This is a genomic window from Cytobacillus sp. MT66, assembly GCF_058792595.1.
The window spans coordinates 98,331-115,315 of record NZ_JBXAFB010000010.1; the positions used below are offsets into that span (position 1 = coordinate 98,331).

13 protein-coding genes are annotated in these 16,985 nt (G+C 42.5%); 7 read left to right on the forward strand and 6 right to left on the reverse strand.

Translation table 11 applies throughout. The features are described from left to right. Positions 1-50: 50 nt before the first annotated feature. Entirely contained in the window at positions 51-1,508 is a 1,458-nt protein-coding gene (locus AC1Q59_RS17775; RefSeq protein WP_492367200.1) for a sigma-54 interaction domain-containing protein, read from the forward strand. A 62-nt stretch (positions 1,509-1,570) separates the two neighbouring features. Here the strand turns inward: AC1Q59_RS17775 and AC1Q59_RS17780 are convergent, their stop codons facing one another. The 3 genes from AC1Q59_RS17780 to AC1Q59_RS17790 all read right to left on the reverse strand — a co-directional run bounded on the left by AC1Q59_RS17780 (position 1,571) and on the right by AC1Q59_RS17790 (position 5,657). After that, positions 1,571-2,986 carry a hypothetical protein gene (locus tag AC1Q59_RS17780; RefSeq protein ID WP_492367201.1) on the reverse strand — a complete coding sequence of 472 codons (1,416 nt, stop codon included), beginning with the start codon at positions 2,984-2,986 and terminating at the stop codon, positions 1,571-1,573. A 147-nt stretch (positions 2,987-3,133) separates the two neighbouring features. Further along, on the reverse strand, positions 3,134-4,318 hold the full coding sequence (locus AC1Q59_RS17785; RefSeq protein WP_492367202.1) for a thiolase family protein: 1,185 nt from the start codon (positions 4,316-4,318) through the stop codon (positions 3,134-3,136). Positions 4,319-4,685: 367 nt separating this feature from the next. Further along, positions 4,686-5,657, reverse strand: a complete 972-nt coding sequence (locus AC1Q59_RS17790; RefSeq protein ID WP_492367203.1) for a helix-turn-helix domain-containing protein — start codon at positions 5,655-5,657, stop codon at positions 4,686-4,688. 370 nt (positions 5,658-6,027) lie between these two features. Here AC1Q59_RS17790 and AC1Q59_RS17795 point away from each other — a divergent pair, with 370 nt between their 5' ends. Further along, the gene (locus AC1Q59_RS17795; RefSeq protein ID WP_492367204.1) at positions 6,028-7,176 is read left to right on the forward strand and encodes a tyrosine-type recombinase/integrase; all 1,149 of its coding nucleotides are present in this window, start codon (positions 6,028-6,030) and stop codon (positions 7,174-7,176) included. Between the two features lie 265 nt (positions 7,177-7,441). Here AC1Q59_RS17795 and AC1Q59_RS17800 read toward each other — a convergent pair whose 3' ends face one another. Both AC1Q59_RS17800 and AC1Q59_RS17805 read right to left on the reverse strand, forming a co-directional pair. Further along, the gene (locus AC1Q59_RS17800) at positions 7,442-8,695 is read right to left on the reverse strand and encodes a pyridoxal phosphate-dependent aminotransferase (protein WP_492367205.1); all 1,254 of its coding nucleotides are present in this window, start codon (positions 8,693-8,695) and stop codon (positions 7,442-7,444) included. A gap of 469 nt (positions 8,696-9,164) precedes the next feature. After that, positions 9,165-10,433, reverse strand: coding sequence for a dicarboxylate/amino acid:cation symporter (locus AC1Q59_RS17805; protein ID WP_492367206.1), 1,269 nt, complete (start codon positions 10,431-10,433; stop codon positions 9,165-9,167). A gap of 440 nt (positions 10,434-10,873) precedes the next feature. Between AC1Q59_RS17805 and AC1Q59_RS17810 the strand changes: the two genes are divergently transcribed. Continuing rightward, entirely contained in the window at positions 10,874-12,172 is a 1,299-nt protein-coding gene (locus AC1Q59_RS17810; RefSeq protein WP_492367207.1) for a PA0049 family protein, read from the forward strand. 103 nt (positions 12,173-12,275) lie between these two features. On the opposite strand, the gene AC1Q59_RS17815 is transcribed toward AC1Q59_RS17810, so the two are convergent. Continuing rightward, positions 12,276-13,040 carry an IclR family transcriptional regulator gene (locus AC1Q59_RS17815; protein ID WP_492367208.1) on the reverse strand — a complete coding sequence of 255 codons (765 nt, stop codon included), beginning with the start codon at positions 13,038-13,040 and terminating at the stop codon, positions 12,276-12,278. Between the two features lie 184 nt (positions 13,041-13,224). Between AC1Q59_RS17815 and AC1Q59_RS17820 the strand changes: the two genes are divergently transcribed. The 4 genes from AC1Q59_RS17820 (at position 13,225) to AC1Q59_RS17835 (ending at position 16,951) form a co-directional block, all read left to right on the forward strand. Continuing rightward, a complete protein-coding gene (locus AC1Q59_RS17820) occupies positions 13,225-14,004 on the forward strand; it encodes a LamB/YcsF family protein (RefSeq protein ID WP_492367209.1) in 780 nt (259 codons plus the stop codon). 2 nt (positions 14,005-14,006) lie between these two features. Beyond that, positions 14,007-14,747 carry a 5-oxoprolinase subunit PxpB gene (pxpB, locus tag AC1Q59_RS17825; RefSeq protein WP_492367210.1) on the forward strand — a complete coding sequence of 247 codons (741 nt, stop codon included), beginning with the start codon at positions 14,007-14,009 and terminating at the stop codon, positions 14,745-14,747. Next, positions 14,729-15,694 (forward strand): 5-oxoprolinase subunit C family protein, encoded by a 966-nt coding sequence (locus tag AC1Q59_RS17830; RefSeq protein WP_492367211.1) that lies wholly within the window; start codon positions 14,729-14,731, stop codon positions 15,692-15,694. The genes pxpB and AC1Q59_RS17830 overlap by 19 nt, the downstream gene beginning before the upstream one ends. An 84-nt stretch (positions 15,695-15,778) precedes the next feature. Further along, positions 15,779-16,951 carry an LL-diaminopimelate aminotransferase gene (locus tag AC1Q59_RS17835; protein ID WP_492367212.1) on the forward strand — a complete coding sequence of 391 codons (1,173 nt, stop codon included), beginning with the start codon at positions 15,779-15,781 and terminating at the stop codon, positions 16,949-16,951. The last annotated feature ends 34 nt before the right edge of the window (positions 16,952-16,985 follow it).

The window sequence follows — 16,985 nt, forward strand, 5'->3', positions numbered from 1 at the left end:
ATAATTCTAAATATTATAAATAATTTATTCAACTATTATGAAGGAACAACATGACAAATGTGTTTATTCTTTTCATTCTAAAAGGAATAGCAGGTGAAACTATGGAAACAAGCGAACTAGTAGATGCCAAAATTTTAAATAAGGAATTGGAAACCATCATCAATTCCTCCTTTGATGAGATTTTCGTTACTGACGGAAATGGAACGGTCCTTCGGATTAATCCTGCTGGCGAAGCTTTTTATGGTATGGAAGCTAAGGACATTATCGGGAAAAACTCTGAGGATCTAGCCAAAGACGGAGTATATTCGCCATCCATGTTTCCTATTATTAAAGAACGGAAAGAACGGGTTTCAATGATTCAAAGAACGAGAAGCGGCAAAACCATTCATTGTATTGGCAATCCGGTTCTTGATTCTGAGGGAAACATCGAAATTATTATATTCACTTCAAGAGATCTGACTGAAATCAGGCATCTTCGCGATAAAATCGAACGGACGGAACATTTATTAGAAAGCTTTCAAGATGAGCTGGGAGAATTAAGGAAGTTTCAAAATAAGGACGAGGAAGATTTTATCTCTTTTTCACCTAACATGCGCAAAATTGTCAAAATGGTTGAAAAAATTGCTAAGGTCGATTCAACGGTACTTGTAACCGGAAAATCCGGTGTAGGCAAAGGCGTCATTGTTTCATTCATACACAAAAAAAGCAGCAGAAATGGCAAACCCTTTATTCATGTAAACTGTGGAGCCATACCGGAAACCCTCATTGAATCCGAACTTTTTGGATATGAGCCTGGTGCCTTTACCGGCGCCAGTAAAGAAGGAAAAAAAGGATTATTTGAAGAAGCAAACGGAGGCACATTATTTTTAGACGAGATTGGGGAAATGCCTCTTAATCTTCAAATTAAACTCTTAAAAACGCTGCAGGATAATATGATTCAGCGCGTCGGAGGTACAAAATCAATTGAAATTGATATACGAATCATAGCTGCAACGAATAAGAACCTAGAAAAAATGGTTGAGGAAGGGACATTTAGAGAAGATTTATTTTACCGATTGAATGTTTTACCTATTTATATCCCCCCTTTGAAAACTAGACAAGAAGACATTGCTTATCTGATGGATTACTTTTTAAACAAATTTAATATAAAATACGGTTCCGCCACTTTTCTTTCACTGGAGGCAGAAAATGCACTAATCAACTATGATTGGCCAGGAAACGTGCGGGAATTGGAAAATTTGGTCGAACGCTTAGTAGTGATCGCAGATAACGATGAAATCCAATTAAAAGACTTGCCTGAAAAAATTTCCAATCACAGAAAAAGCAACTCGCAGTATTCAGTTCAAATTAACGACATTTGCACTTTAAAACAGGCACAAGAGGAATTGGAGGAACAATTGATCATAAAGGCGTATGAAAAATATAAAAGCTCGTATAAAGTTGGAGAGGCTCTTGGAATTAATCAATCAACTGCATACAGGAAAATACAAAAATATATTAAAAATTAAAGGAATAAGGAAAAAGCAAATAAAAAAGGATCGAGAAAATATCCCGATCCTTTTTCTTTGCTTTATAACCCCGTCAGCCTCAAATAAAACGGAACAATCAAAATAGCAATGATTGCATACTTAAAGTTCCAGCGAATCGAAACATCAATCAAATCCACTTTCAGCAGGCTCACGAGCAGATTGTTCACTGCGGTCGCAGGGGCTACGGTATTGGAGATTCCCCAGCTTGTTAGAAGCAGCACGGCAAAATATTCAGGGCTGAAGCCGATTAGTTCTGGCTTGATGCTTGTGACTAATATCGTGATTACGACAATCGGGTGGATTCCAATAAGCGCTGCGGAAAGGACAATTGCAGATAGAAAGAATGACGTTCCCAGCTGGGAAGAGCCGAACATGGTCTGCATCGCTGTAATTAACAGTCCGCTGAGATCCGCGTGGATAAAGGCTCCGCTGAAGAATCCGGCAATCAAAAATAAAACAATTTCCTTTTTCATGCGCGGAATCCCGAAGAAGACATGCTGCTTGAACTCTTCTTTATAGCGAGCGGTTTTTCCGGAGAAGACACACCATAACAGCGGAAAAATGATTCCAACAAAGCAGACCATTAAGATCATCGATGCTGAAAAGAGAAATTCCATCATGAGCACCGAACCTGTGATGGCAATTAAATAAATACACAGTTCGGTCACTTTCTTCTTTGCTGCAGCAACCTCTTTTTCATCCTTCTCCACGGTCCATTCCCCATTGTCTGCTGGCGAACTGTTTTTGATTTCCTTTCGATCCAATAGAACACTGATAATCATACAAACTACCACAAAACCAAGCAAGTAACCTACAATTGATGTCCATTTGACTGGCAAATGGCTCACGATCAGTGCCACAGATGAGAAATAAGGCGACCAGAAAATCGTCATGATGAAGCCTCGGTTAATCGCATTTGCTACCAGCCTGGGGGCTTTTATATTTGAAGCCCTTGTTAATTCGTTCACGATTGAAACGGATCCGATATTGATCACAACACCCAGGAGATGGGTTAATAGATTGGTTCCAAGATAGAAAAAATACGGCTCATTCATCTTTTTCGAAAAGACGATTTTTAATGCCTTCACATACCCGCCGGTTTTCACCGGGATTCCGAGCAGCGGCACCACGATAAAAATTGCGACAAGCATCAGGTTGATTCTCATCGAGGACAGCCATTCCATGGCAGGAACATGATGATAAATCATGAGGGCTACCCCGGTAATTAATAGGAAAAGACTGATATATAAAGTAGTCCCTCTGATCCCCGGCAGGACCCAGACCATCACGGCAATAATAACGAAACTGACGAACAGCTCTATTTGGGCTGAGGGAAACAGCTGAAGCAGCATAAACCCAATGGCAAGGCACCCAATCAGAATCCCTTGGATTTTTTCTTTACTATTACTCTTTATCCTGACTTGCTGCTGAGCTGACATAGAAGGCTGTGCTGGCACAATGAAACTTCCTTTCCCGCGTACAAGGATTAATAAATCTATCATATAGAAATTAATAAATTCTATCAATATAGAATATTTAGACTTACGAAGTTTTTTTATAAACGAAAGCAGGAAGCGCGCACTCCCTGCCTTTTTTTACTAGATTTATATTCTTTCCACTAACAGAGCCATCCCCTGGCCGCCGCCGACACAAAGGGTCGCAATTCCGTATCTTCCCTGTCTTCTTATCAGTTCGTGGATTAATGTCGTAGTGATCCGTGCTCCAGTTGCTCCCAGCGGATGCCCTAAAGCGATGGCTCCCCCGTTAACATTGACTTTATTGATATCAATCCCACTTTCCTTTAAAACCGCCAGGGATTGCGCCGCGAATGCTTCGTTTAATTCATAAAGATCGATATCTTCCTTTGTGAGGCCCGTCTTATCAAATAATTTCTGCATCGCAGGCACCGGGCCAATGCCCATAATCCGAGGATCGACGCCAGATGTGGCCCAATCGACGATTCTCACTAATGGTTTAAGGCCTAGCTCATTGGCCTTTTGCTCCTTCATAATGACAACGGCTGATGCCCCGTCATTTCTTCCGCACGCATTGCCTGCTGTGACCGTGCCGCCCTCTTTAAAGGCAGGCTTTAGTCTAGCCAGACTTTCAAGATTGGTTCCTGGCCTTGGGAACTCATCCTGTGTAAATAAGATGGTCTCCTTCCTTTTTTTCACTTCAACAGGAACGATCTCAGCTTCAAATTTCCCTTCTTCTATTGCCTTCTGCGTTTTTTCCTGGCTGAGTACGGCGAATTCGTCCTGTTCTCCACGGGCAATGCTGTACTTTTCAGCAACATTTTCCGCTGTCATTCCCATACCAAGGTGTTTACCGTATATCTCCATCGGCTGCTGGCCGTTGATTGCATTAGAATCTAGCATCTTCGGGCTTCCTTCTCCAAATCTAGCATTTGTGATATAAAATGGAGCCCTGCTCATATTCTCTGTTCCTCCGGCAATGACAATCTCTGCCTGGTCAAAAGCAATTTGCTGGATGGCTGAAGTAATCGCCTGCATGCCGGATGCACATAATCGATTCACCGTAAAAGCCGGCTTCTCAACAGGAATCCCTGCACGAAGCGCAGCAATCCTTGCTACGTTTGAAGCTTCGGCTGATTGCCTGACCTCACCCATGATGACTTCGTCTACTTGTGCTGCCTCAATGCCTGCACGCTTAAGCGCCTCCGAAATCACAATACTTCCTAAAGTGGCTGAGTCTATATCCTTTAATGTTCCTCCAAATTTTCCAATTGGTGTTCTCACAGCGCTGACAATCACATAACCGTCCTTCAAAGCATTCACCCCATTGGCTTTATTTTGTATGTAAAAAGCATTTTCATATATAACATTAATGGAAAACACGTCCAATATCAATGGTATTCACAAAATTAATAAAAAATTCAGAATTATATTACCCCAAGGTTCTCTTTGAGTCCTCCAGCAAGAAACGTATAACTTTCACCAAAAGAAGATACGGGCCAACACCCTGCCAGTGGCTGATTCAGGCTTCCATTAAGAGAACTTAAATGGAGTAACGCAAAAGCCTAATTTCCCAATACTAAGAAATTAGGCTTTTTATTATTAGCATTTCCATAACGATGTAAATACGCGGCGATCCCATATATAATAGAAGAAACTCATCAAAAACAGTGTTCTTTCATTATAATTCTCTCATTTTTAAGGCCTGATCAATTGCATCCTCCACCCACTGGCTCATGGATATGTTCTTTTGCTCCGCTAATTGTTTGACCCTATCCAGCATTTGAATGGGCAGCTCCAGATTTGTTTTACGGTAGGCGCTTCTGGCTACAAATAATCCTTCAGCGGCTTCAACTGTGCCTTCCAGTATAGACGCCTGCAGCTGTTTTAAAGAAAACGGCAGCGAGTTCGGCAATGGAGTTTCTCCAGCTTTCATGGAAATAAACATATGCTGGTCCTGGTCACGAACCCCCACATTCTCAATTCCCCATTCTTCATAAATAAAATCAATAAACGGATATAAGAGATCTTCCCCTTTTGGAATCCGCAGGTGGACATAGCCCTTATAATCGAAAGAATCGTTATGAATGTCGTAGCACGGCTCTAATTCATACCTTTCGATCCCTTCCTTATAATCGACCCACTTCTGATAATAAGGAAGATAGAAACCCCAGTTATGATCTGCATCTTTCATGACCCTGGCTGCTACACTGTCCGGGGACTGAAAATATTGAAACAGCGCGATGTCATGGGCCGAGTGATAGAATTCTGATTTCCGCACACGGTCAGCCTCCGAAGACTGAAATAGCGTCTTTGCTTCCTCAAAGGCTTCATCTGATATGACATACGTGGTTCTTTCATCCCCAAACGGCACCTCATCAGCCTGTATCGTTCCATCTTTAATATATTTATAGACACTTTGGACTGATAAACCTAATTGTTTCGCAACTTCAGACGGCCGCATCCCGGTTGGCTGGCCTTTCCTCGCTTCTGCGAGACGGTCCACTTCGTCTTTGTAATACCGGGCCTCCCGGTGCAGACGATGCGGATCATGGATTTTCCTTATTTTCCCTTGTTTCGCATAATGATAAACCGTTGCCTTCGAGACTCCTAATCTATCGGCCACTTCTTTTTGTGTATACCATTCATTCATCTATCTTTCACCCCATAAAGGTATTTCACCTAATGATCTCTATTATTAAAAGAATTATATATGCATATTATATGTTTATATTAATATATCTATTAAAAATAGGAGTTTATTTGTATATTTGCAGATATTACATATCCCTATTTTAAGGTATCTATTTTTAATTATCAATAAATGAATAGATTATAATAAAAGGAATATATATAGTTTTCCTAATTTACATAAACAAAGGGAACATTTTTTTATATCAGTCTGAATATATATAAAAACTAATATTTGCTATAATATTACTAAATGAATATATCAATAAATAGAACGTTTCTTTTACATACAGGTTTGTAATCATAAAAGTAAGGAAAGGAGGTTTATAGGAGTGAAATCGTTAATGGATATAAATAAGGATCTTCAAGTACATGACTGGAAAAAGGGAATAAGAGATAGTTTGTCGCTTCCGGCTCTGCAGGAGCGATTGGATCTTGCGGAAAAAAATCACGAGAGTCCTTTTGCTGATTTTTCTGATGTAGAGATGATTCAGTGGTTTTTGCATCGGAAGGAACATTTAGATCAGGAGCATGATAAATCTCCACGGACGATAAAAGAATACGAACGGGAACTGGGCCAGTTTGTTGAACAGTTGATTCGCTATGCTGGGGAAATTGATGTAGATATGGACGAAATCATTAAAGGCTCTTTATTTAAGTCGCTTGCGCCGCGGCATATCCGCAGATACCAGACATGGCTGGCAGAAAAAAGCCCCTATGTCCTGAAAAAGGGCGCCTATTCATCAGCTGCATTGGCAAGAAAAACGACCATCATCAAAAACTTCCTGCAGTTTCTATATGAAGCAAAGTATATCCACACGCCGCTGCATGAATCCCTGCTGACGGCAACTGTCAGAAAAGATGACCGCCCCAACCGGGATCTTGGCCCCCAGGAAGTGATCCAGCTGCTGCAATACTTTCAGGAAATCAAGCATCCAGTTGCATTTGCTCTTATTCATATTTTAACAACCACAGGTCTGCGGAATGAGGAGCTATGCAACCTTAAAGTTCGCAGTCTTCAGGCGGATTCCATCAGCGGAGGCTATTATTTGGATGTACTAGGAAAAGGAAACAAGCAAAGACAGATCCCTTTGAAGGAAAAAACGGTCAGCAGCATTCAGCTCATCCGTAAGGCGCGAGGGCTTGAACTGCTTACCACAGCTAATCCGGACAGCCCGTTAGTGACAACCAATACAGGAAAAGCCTACACGCCATCCTATTTATCACAATACTTAACAAAGGTCATCAAGGAGACGAATCTCCCTTTTCTCGCGCATCGCTCATCGCCTATCGGACCGCATACATTCCGGCATGCCTTTGCCATCATCTCGCATAAAAGCGGCGTAGATATCTACCAAATCATGCGTTCACTCGGGCATGAAAAAATCGAAACAACGATGATTTATTTAGAAAAGGTCTTTGCAAAAGAACAGCATGCCATCCATAGCTGGAAGCCGGAAGTCTTTGGGGAATTTATATGAGAAAGCCATTTCAAGGGGATATTAAAAATATACTAATATAATAGAAGAAACTCGTTTTAAGGAGCATTTTGTTCACACACAACAACCATTAAGATTCTATTAAGTGTTTAGAGTTAGACACTTATAGCAGATCTGCTACTCAAGGACTTGAGTTTTTGAACAAAACACGCCATACAAAAACTGACTCAAAAGCACAGTGTCTCACCCGCCTTTTGAGTCAGCCCTTTTAAAGAATTATAGCCTTATAATTATAACAATACTTTTATTAGGAAACATGATTAACAACAAACTCTTTAAATCTCTTCAGCCCTTCTTCGATAGTTGCCATATCTGTGGCATAGGATAAGCGGATATGGTCTTCCATTTCAAAGCTGCTTCCCGGTACCACCAATATTTTCGCATGCTCCAATAGCAGTTTGCATAAGACATCATCGTCTGTGATTGTTTCTCCCATGGCTTTCTTGCCTATTAAGCCTTTGATGCCAGGGAATGTATAGAAAGCCCCTTTTGGCATCGGGCACTCCACTCCCGGTATGTCCCGCAGCATTTCTACCATGCGGATTCTTCTTCGGTTGTACTCTTCTTTCATTTCATTAACAGGCTCTTGGCTGCCTTTCAGTGCATCAATTGAAGCAATTTGCACAAAAGAGGTTGAATTGCTTGTCAAGTGGCTTTGGATATCATCCATTGCTTTGGCAATTTCTGCAGGGGCCGCCGCATAGCCCATTCGCCATCCGGTCATCGCATAGGCTTTAGAAAACCCATTAACAACAATCGTGCGATCGAAGATGTCCTTGCCAAAACTCGCTATGCTCACGTGTTCTTCCCCATCGTAGACCAGCTTTTCATAGATCTCATCAGAAATCACCATAAGGTCGTGGTCCACACAAACCTGTGCGAGTTTTTCTAATTCCTCCCGCGTATAGACAGCACCCGTTGGATTGACTGGCGAGTTTAAGAGCACTATTTTTGTTTTTCCAGTAATCGCTGATTCTAATTCATCAGACATTATCTTAAAATCATTTTCTTTTTTCGTCTTAAATAAAACCGGCACTCCGCCTGCGAGCTTTACCTGTTCCCAGTAGCTAAGCCAGGCTGGCACCGGAATAACCACTTCATCACCAGGATTCAATAAGGCAAAGAATATATTTGATAAAGAATGCTTAGCGCCCGAAGAGACGATAATCTGATTCGGCTTATAATCAAGGCCGTTCTCCTGCGAAAGCTTTTCACTGATCGCCTGGCGCAGCTCCATAAGCCCTGCGGCCGGGGTATATTTGGTAACCCCTAGCTTCATCGCTTCATATGCGGAATCACAAATATGCTGCGGCGTGTTGAAATCAGGCTCACCTGAGCCAAAAATACAAATATCAATTCCCTGCTTGCGCATATCCCTTGCTTTCATTGTTAAATCTAACGTCTTTGATCCCTCGACCTGCTGCGCACGGTGCGATAACCTTGAATCCATTTGACTTTTCCCTGCCTGTGTTCCCATGACTGCATTATCTTTTGGTCCCATATTAACCTCCCAATCATTGTCCGCTTGACTATAGCATAATAGATTTCTAGCCTTAACGGAATCGTAACCCCTGTGCTAATTTTTGTAAAATTGAATTAAATGTATTTAAATATCCAAATGATTAATAATTTAAGAATCACTTGAGGCAGCAATATTTGTCCATTCTTTTCATTGTTTAGCAGCGTTTCCATAACCGGCGCCAAAATTTAATTTGATCGGTTCGTGCGTCAATCTTCGGCTGAATAATAATATTTAAATTGATTTAATCCAATGGCATCTCGAAGTCCCTGCGCTATCCTAAAAGCTTATACGCCAAATACTACCTACTAAAACACCTTGCTCAACAATAAGCGGCTATGCAAAAAGGGCTGACAATGATCCATCAGGCGAATCATTGCTAGCCCCCTTTTTTATTAAGTTCCTAATTTACTTTAGCAGCCCCTTACTTTTCTTTCCGCTTTCCAAGCAACTACTTCGAGGCGAACTTCTGCGTCAATTCTTCAACAGGATGAAGCGCATGTTTCTTCTCACTTTGATCGACTACAGCAGCTCCAACGATATCACCTGTGACATTACATGTTGTAAAGATCATGTCCGTTATCACGTTTACTCCCGCAGTCAGTGCTACGATTTCAATAGGAAGCCCTGCTTGCGTGAAGACAATAGACATTCCTATTAATCCGGCACCAGGAACGCCCGCAGTTCCAATCGCGGCTAATGTCCCTGCTAGGATAATTCCAATAATTGCTCCAACACTAAGTTCATATCCTACAATATCGGCAGCAAAAACAACACCGACTCCAAAATGAATCGCAGAACCGTTCATATTTACCGTTGCGCCTACTGGAAGGGTAAAATTGGCTACCCTCTCGCTAATACCAGCTTTATATGCGGACTTAATGGTAACAGGGAGCGTTGCTAAACTGCTAGATGTAACAAAGGCCGTCATGATAGCTTCACGAGTATTAACAAAAAACCTTATGACAGGTACCCTGAAAATTAGAAGGATGATAGGAAAGATGATAAACATCTGAATACCTACACCAACATACGAGGCAGCTACATATTTGGCCAAGGCACTCAGAGTATCCATTCCCTGACTTCCGATCGTTGTAGCTGTAATTCCTAACACACCAAAAGGTGCATATTGCAAGATTCCGCTAAGGATACGGGTTGTAACTTCACTTCCAGCCTCCATGAATTTTGATAACAGATTCCCCCATTCCTTCGTTTGCGATTCATGCGAATGTCTCATAAAAGAAATGGCAAATCCCACCACGATAGCTATAAATACAATACTTAAGATATTGCCGTTAGCCAGGGCTTCAAAAATATTAACTGGAATAATTTGCAGCAATACATCGATAAGGGCAGGAGCTTTCGGCACCTCCATGCTTGCGCTTTGCGGTAAACTTAGACCCATACCCGGATTGAATAATTTAGCTATGCCAATCCCCATAAATACAGCTAAAGCAGTGGTTATTATGTAATATGGAAAAATCTTTCCGCCGATACGGCCCAATTCCTTTGGATTCGTATTATTTATAGACACAATAATTGAAAATAAAATAAGTGGAACAACCGCCATTTTTAGAAGTTTCAAGAATATATCACCAAGGGGCGCTAGTACTCCAGCTGATTCTCCAAAAATTAAACCTACACCTATACCTAGTAAGAAACCCACCGATATCTTTAAAATAAAGGATTTGCCAAAATACCATTTCCATAGTCCAACCATCCAATCCCTCCTATACTCACTCATTACTAGACTGGGAACATAGCTGTTTTAAGCACTATGATTCCTGTCACTCCTTCCTCTATGTTTCAATAATTGAAACCACGTTTTAAATATATTAAGAGTATATGGTATTGTCATATTTTTTACAATAGTTTAATAATTACGATAAAGAGAGTGTTTAAATTGTGGGGAAAAATACCTCTTAGACCAGCAGTAATCTAGGAAGTTGGATTTAGTTGGAAAACACTTTCACCCGAACTATCGGATCATTTTTCTGAATTTACAGAATACTGAATTCACCCATTCAAATTTGTCTGTTAGACTCTTTGTTAAGGGTCCCGAAATACTTAGTTTGCCTCACTCCATGCACTGACAAACTGTTTTTTTATTAATTACTAATGGGATACATAAGGTAGCCCGGCATAAAAAGGGGGAAAAACATGCGTCTATTTTCCATTCGGTTTCTTTCGTCTTTTGCTCTATCCATTTTAGCAGCTGGCGTTTTTTTCAGTTCACTTTCTTTTGATGCTTCTGCAGAAGCAAAATCAGGATGTTTCGATCCAAGCTTAGGAGAAACAATGGAGGAAAAGAGAATTGATGACGGTACGCCAATCGCCCAGCAGATTCTTGAGCAGTCTAAGTTCGATCAATTTGTTGAAAAGTTTAACAGCGGTCTTTGCTCCTCACCAGATTTAGATCAGGCAGAAAAATTAATTGAACAGCAGGGCACATTGCTTTGGAAAACGGCTGTTGACCGTGCGCAGGGAAAACGGCCAGACCTTGGCGACCTTGACCAGTATGATGACAGACCATTATATTGGGCGCGTCTTCATATGGCAAGGGCCATCCGGCAATGGACGCCATCTTTTAATATCTCAAATCAAGACCGGCAGGATTTGATTAAAAAACTCGAGTACACGTCCCGTGGAATCACCTCGATTGATTTTCCAAGCGGCAAGGGTGTCAAGCGCATTCTTGTCAGCGGATTTGATCCTTATCAGCTTGAGCAGGAATTCAGACGAAGCAACCCATCAGGTGCTTCCGCCCTTCAGCTGGACGGCCTTAAAGTAAATACAGATGATGGGCCTGCATTTATCCAGGCAGTAAGTTTTCCAGTCAGATGGAAGGATTTTGAGGATGGCATTGTTGAAGACTCCTTTGGCCCCTATCTAAAAGAAGGCAAACAAAGGATTGACCTGATGATGACCATCAGCCAGGGCGGGGCAAGAAAAATGGCTATTGAAGGCTACGCAGGCCGCTGGCATTCTGGAAGGGACAACGATATGGAGACTAGAGCAGAGGTAACACCGGTTGTCGATCACTGGCCAATGCCGGATGAGCTTCCTGAATTTATCGAAACCACACTGCCATATCAGGAAATGATTGATGCAGGTACTGGACCATGGCCAGTATTCAGAAATGACCGGGTTTGCGAGCTGCTTCCGCCTGACTTTAGTCAGCAGCCAGTCTGCAACGAGGAAGGTCCGACACCAGGATCAATAGCACGCTCCGGAGGCGGCGGAGCCTATCTATCCAATGAAAGCATGTACCGTTCTAACCGTGTGCGCCTAGGTCTTGGCGCAACAGATATACCGGGCGGGCATTTGCATATCGCATCATTGGAATTTTATCCATCAGATAAATCCATCTATATTGATCCTGCATTCCAGCATCACCGGCAGATCACCGTTGATCAGACCGTGGAATTAGTAAAGGCAGCTGCACAAGCAATCAAATAATCTAGAAGTTAACCAGCGTATGGAAGGACCCGATTAGGCCATAAAAGAATGAACCCAGGAAGAGGAGGCAGCAGCCCTTCCTCTTCTTTTTAAGCAGGAAGATTTAATACTGGCTCGAACAGCCAAGCTGAAGAGAAATGCTCCTCGCTGCTTCTTTTGTTTTATGTTGTATATCCACGAGTTTCTCCTGCATTCTTGTTTCTGGTCCGCTGACCGTCAGCGAAGCTACGACATTCTGCGAATAGTCCCTTATAGGGTAGGAAATCCCAATGGTTTCGGGGTCCTGTTCACTGATGCTGACTGAAAATCCCTGTGACTTAATGGCAGTGATTTCTTTATAAAGCGTCTCTTTATCCCCTATTGTGTGGGGAGTCATTTTTTTAAATAGCATTTTTTCAATGCGGGTCTTCTGCTGATCCTCTGGCAAGAACGCAAGCAATAATTTGGGACCTGAGCCTATGTATAATTCCGACCGTTTCCCTACTCTCGTATAAAGTCTTACTGCCTGGCTGCTTTCCACTTTTTCGATAAATATGGCGTGATCCCCGTCTAACACCACAAGATGCACAGCTTCATTGATATCTTCGCAAAGGCTTCTCATCCATGGCAAAGCAGTGGTGCGCAGCTCCAATTGTTCTGAGACTAAATTTCCCAGTTCCAATAATTTCAAACCCAAACGGTAGCGAACATCCTGCTGGGTATTTTTTGTCTTTGTCAAAAATCCAGTCACTTCCAAAGAGGTCAGGAGACGAAAAACAGTTGGCTTTGATAGATTCGACATTTTTGTGATTTCGCTAAGGGTTAATTCCTTTTTGCCCTCCAAGAAAAAATCTAATAGTTTAAGAGCTTTGACCACACTTTCATTCATAAAACCTGCCTCCCAAATCCTTCCGCTTTTTATTAATTTAAGCACAACTGAATTACTATTTCAATAATTGAAATGATGTTTCATTTATAAAATAATTATTTGAATATTCATTAATGTTGTGCAATAATTAAAATTAAATAAATTGAAATGCCATTTCAGCTAATGAAATAAGGAGGACGAGATAATGAAACGCATTGATTTGAATTGTGATATGGGTGAAAGCTTTGGTGCTTATAAACTTGGAATGGATGAGGAAGTCATCAAATTAATTACATCCGCAAACATTGCCTGCGGGTATCATGCTGGTGATCCAAATGTAATGGATCGCACCGTCCAGATGGCGAAAGAAAACAATGTCGGAATTGGTGTACATATGGGCTTCCCTGATTTGCTTGGGTTTGGCAGAAGAAATATGGATGTAGCCTTTGGAGATTTAGTGAACTACAATATTTATCAAATTGGCGCACTGGAAGCCTTTTGCCGAAAGCACGGTGTGGAAATTCAGCACATCAAGCCCCATGGAAATATGAATAATATGGCTGATACAGACCGCGTAATGGCTGAAGCCATTGTTGAATCGGTCATCCAGGTTCTTCCGAATACCCCTATCTATGTAAAGCCGGGCAGCCAGCTGCATAAAGTATCGGAAGAAAAAAATGTTCCATTCGTTCTGGAGATATTTGCCGATCGCGCCTACAACAAAGACGGCACGCTTGTCTCCCGAAAGATCCCTGGAGCTGTCATTAAGGATCCAAAAGTCGCAGCAGAAAACGTAGTACGGATGGTTGTAGACGGCAAGGCTAAGACCATCGACGGCGAGCTGATTGATATGACAGGCGACACAATTTGCGTTCATGGAGACACACAGGGCTCTCTTGAGATTATTCGTTATTTGAGAAGTGAATTGGAAAATGCCGGTGTACAAATCCTTCCAATAGGCCAGAAGGTTAAAGAGGCGAGATAACGTTGAGCACAAACATCATGAACAAATCCCTATCGTATGTGCCCATGGGAGAAAAAACAATCATTGTTAAATTCGAGGATATCCTTTCACCAGAAGTCAACAATCGTGTCCGTTCGCTGTCCCGGCTAATCAGCGAAAGAAATATCACAGGCATTGAGAGGCTGATTCCAGCTTTTAATAGTTTGGCTGTTTGCTATAATCCGAGATTGATTAAATTTCAAGAACTCGTTGAGGAACTAAAGGTTTTAGAAAGTTCAATGACTCTTGCAAATGACACGGAAAGCAAAAAGGTCTACATTCCGGTCGTCTACGGCGGAACATACGGACCTGATTTAGAGGAAGTCGCGGAACAAACCAATTTGAGCCCAAATGATGTGGTGGAAATCATCCAATCAAAGCCCTATCTCACTTACATGGTTGGCTTTATTGCCGGTTTCCCCTACTGCGGGGATTTAGATGAGCGCCTTATTTTGCCGCGTCGCTCCAGTCCGAGAATTAAAATTCCAAAAGGCAGCATTGCCATTGCCAATGAGCAGATTGGCCTTTATACCATATCTTCACCCGGGGGCTGGCACATCATCGGCTGGTCGCCGATGGAAACGTTTAATCCCTATCATGAACCCCCAAGTGTGATTCATGCTGGGGATTATGTCCAATTTGTACAAATCAGCCCCGAAGAAGCAGAAGCATGGGACGAACAAAGACAAAGAGAGTGGGATCAGACATGGAATTCGCAAAGATAGAAAAGGCCGGATTGCTTACAACCGTTCAGGATCTTGGCCGTCATTCTTATCAGGCATTTGGTGTATCCGCATGCGGGGCAATGGATACGCTGGCTTTGCGTCTGGCCAATATTTTAGCAGGAAACAGCGAAGATGAAGCTGTCTTAGAAGCGACTGTGATCGGACCCCGGATTCGCTTTCTTAATGAAGGCGTTATAGCTGTTACCGGCGGGGGCTTTTCTATATTCCTTAATGAAAAACCCGTCTCTATGTGGAAGTCCCTGCTCGTAAAAGAAGGTGATGTCCTGAGTTTTGGCAACAGCACGTATGGATGCCGGGCTTATATTGCCTTTGCCGGCGGGATTGATGTTCCTCTGGTCATGGGGAGCCGTTCTACTTTTATCCGGGGCAGCTATGGAGGGTTTGAAGGAAGACCACTAAAAAATGGCGACATAATTAAAACCGGAAACTCTCGCTTGGACAGCAGGCGTGTAGCCGGAAGAAAATTAAAGTCTGATGATATTCCTGATTACCAGACACAGCGCCCAATCCGAGTTGTTCTAGGCCCGCATAATGGCAAGTTTACAAACGAAGCCATTCAGACTCTTGTTTCTAGTTCCTATAAGGTCTCAAACAACTCAGACAGAATGGGATACAGGTTAGAAGGGCCTTCACTGCAGCACGTCAGTAAAGCGGACATTATTTCTGAATTTATTACACCAGGCGTCATTCAGGTACCGGCCAATGGCCAGCCTATTGTCCATATGGCAGATGCGGGCACCTCGGGCGGGTACACGGTTATTGGTGTCGTCATTAGCGTGGATCTTCCCTGCCTTGCTCAAAAAAAGCCGGGAGATGAAATCCAGTTTGAAATTATTGACGTGGAAGATGCCCAGCAGCTGTTTTGCAGACAGGAACAATTGCTATCTGATTTGCAGCTGGCAAACCTGGCCATTCCATCAAGATAGCTGCTGGTGTGCTGGCATGCTTGAACAGCAGAAATAACTGAGCAATATTCAACCTATCACGGTTATAAAAGGAAGGTAAAGGATATGTATACAAAATCCCAGCGTGTAGCAAATATTCCTCCATACTTATTTAGTGAGATTAATCGAAAAAAACAGGCGTTAATCGAACAAGGAGTAGACGTAATTGATCTTGGCATCGGCTGTCCTGATCTTCCTACTCCTTCCCATATCGTTAATCGCTTGATTGAAGAAATGAAGGATCCGAATAACCACAAATACTCGGGCTACAGCGGCTGTCTTGAATTCCGCAAGGCTGTCGCTCAATTTTATAAAGAACGCTTTAATGTGGAATTAGACCCTGAAACAGAAGTTCTGACACTGATTGGATCAAAAGAAGGCATTGCCAACTTTATCACAGCCTCAGTTGATCCAGGCGATGTTGTGCTGCTGCCAGATCCCGGCTACCCAACCTACCAGACAGCAACGATCCTGGCAGATGGGACTCCATACAGCATGCCGTTACTAAGAGAAAACCAATACTTTCCTGACTTTGCAAACATCCCAGACCCTATAAAAGAAAAAGCAAAAGTCATGTTCTTAAATTATCCAGGCAATCCTACCGCAGCTTCTGCGGATCAGTCATTTTTCCAAAAGGCTGTGGATTTTGCCCGCCAAAATCAGCTGACCATTGCCCATGATGCCGCCTATCAGATGGTTACCTATGATGGCTATAAGGCGCCAAGCATCTTGCAGGCAGACGGGGCGAAAGATGTGGCGATCGAATTTGGCTCTCTTTCCAAAACCTATGCCATGACGGGATGGCGCATCGGATATGCCGTCGGAAACAAGGAAGCGCTAAAGGCATTATCTGTTGTCAAAAGCAATGTCGACACAAGCCAATTCCTGCCGATTCAAAAAGCAGCCGCGACTGCCTTGTCAGCTGATCAAGCATGCGTCAGCGAATACAATGAGATCTATAAACAGCGCAGAGACGGGGTGCTTAAAGCCCTCCATGAATTAGGCATTCAGGCAGATTGCCCGAAAGGCGGCTTTTTTATTTGGGCATCGGTGCCAAAGGGATATTCATCCAGCAAATTTGTCAGCACCGTTTTAGAAAAAGCAGGTGTGATCGTTACGCCTGGCACAGCATTTGGTGATCATGGCGAAGGCTATTTTAGACTCTCTTTGTCCGTGCCAACCGAGCGTTTGCAGGAAGCCATCGATCGCATTAAGTCTAATCTGGCACTTTCAGTTTAATCTACTCAAATCAAAAAATAAGGGGATAAAAAAT